Source organism: Steroidobacter sp. (assembly GCF_016790065.1).
In the GTDB taxonomy this organism is placed as follows: domain Bacteria; phylum Pseudomonadota; class Gammaproteobacteria; order Steroidobacterales; family Steroidobacteraceae; genus Steroidobacter.
In genome coordinates, this window is sequence record NZ_JAEUPY010000020.1 from 1 (window position 1) to 1,904 (window position 1,904).

Below are 1,904 nucleotides of genomic sequence, written 5' to 3' on the forward strand. Positions count from 1 at the left end.
CCGACGCCCACCGCCATGCCTTCCGGAAAGTTGTGGAGCGTGATGGCGATGATGAACAGCCACAGCCGTTGCATGCGCAAGCTGTCCGGCCCTTCTCGGCCCATCACGAAGTGTTCGTGCGGTACGCGCTTGTGAATCCAATACAAGCCGCCTGCGCCACCGAGCAAACCGGCAATGACGACCAACACCGCCAGCGGTTTGGAAGCGATGTGTGCTTCGGCGTGATCGAGCGCCGGCTGTAACAACGAGAAGAACGTCGCCGCCAACATGACGCCGGCCGCGGCACTCAATAGCGCATCCTGTGCCTTTGCCGAAGGACGCCGGAAAAAGAACACCCAGACCGCGCCGAGCACCGTGCCCATGCCGGCCAGAAAGCTCGCCGCCAGGCCGCGCCAGAAAATTTCAGATTCTTGCATTAGACATCAACGATAGTTGGGCAGGACCAGCGAGCCGAAGCTCAAATAAAAGGCATCGCGGCCGTCGAAGGTGCGGCCATAGCCGATCTGCAAAGGACCGATCGGCAGGTCGAGGCCAAGGAACACACTGCCCGCTTCGATCAAATCGCCAGTCGAGACTTCGCGCCGGTCGAGCCAGGCATTGCCCGCCTCCAGGCTGCCCGCCAGATAGATGGGCAGGTCGAACAACAGCCCCTGCTGGGTCAAACGTCGATAGTAGATGCCGCGGAAAAATAGCATCTGCGTACCGATCAACTCGCGCTCGCTCAACCCGGAAAGAAACGTCAGGCCGCCCAGCGTGGATAACGTCTGCAAGGCGCCGGTATCGTCGCTCGACAACGAAGCACGGCCACCGAACATCACCGTGTTGCGACCGAAGCTGTACGCCTTGTCCAAGGCCACACGCAACAGGTCGCCATTCTGGTCCGAACCCAGCGAACGATCGAACGTCGTATAACTGATTTCTGTGCGCATGCCATGCCGGGGAAAGCGCACGTTGTCGAGGCTGTCCCAAAGCACGCCGAACTCGACGCCGCCGACATCCTCGGAATCCAGCTCTCCCAAACCCGGCAAACCGGTCTTCAGATCGGCCTGTGCTCGACTGCGCACCAACGCCGTCGACAGCTGCAGTTTGTCGCCGAAGTCGCGCCCGATCTTGAATGCGCCGCCGTAGCTGGCCAGCCGATATTCAGCGACCGTCGCACCATCGACCACCAGCGGCTGATTCAACGCGCTGTATTCCACCGAAGGCGATACGAACCAATTACCTCGCTGCGCGAACGGCAGATACAAATCCGTCGACAACGACAGCACGCGACCGAGACCGAGCAGCGTGCGCCATTCACCGCCCTTCTCGGTCAAACCGGTGACCCGACTCTCGATGTTCAGTTGATAATCGCTGTTACCGGCGAAGTCGTCGTCGATCTGCAGCCCGGCACGAAACAAGGTGCGCCCGATGGCTGCATCGATGGGCACGACCCGAACGCCGGTACGGCCGTGCTCATCCTCTTGCATGTGATACGCAATCGATTCGTAGGTGCCGCGACCGAACGCGCCGGCGATGTCGTTCTCCAACTCCTTCAGGTCCAGCGGCTCGCCCGCCTTGGCGGAGATGCGGTCGCGAACGAACTCCGAGGTGGCGCTCTGCGAAGCCTCGACGTTGACGAACGCGAGCGTCTTGGGCGGCGAGTACGGCTCGCGCTGAGTTCTTTGCCAGGCTTGATACTCAGCCTCGGAAACAGAGAATCCACGCAGCTGTTCGAGCACGGCCAGCGCCGCCTGCTCGCCCGGCCCCACACCCTTGATGGCATCTGGAAAGCTGGCACTCGTGAGTGGGCCCAACTCGGGGCGGATCAGCACGTCGCCGCTTTGCATGCGGCTCAAACTCTGTTGGCTCCGATCTCGCATCATGCCGCCGACCATTTGCACCAACACTTGCACACTACTCTG

Annotated in this window: 2 protein-coding genes; both read right to left on the reverse strand. The window is 61.3% G+C overall.

Annotation, left to right across the window (positions count from 1 at the left end):
* Nucleotides 1–416, reverse strand: a 416-nt coding sequence (locus JNL55_RS00705) for a ZIP family metal transporter (RefSeq protein ID WP_415922975.1), incomplete at its 3' end; no start/stop codon positions are given.
* Nucleotides 417–422: 6 nt separating this feature from the next.
* The coding region (locus JNL55_RS00710) for a hypothetical protein (RefSeq protein WP_293848248.1) at nt 423–1,904 on the reverse strand (1,482 nt) is incomplete at its 5' end.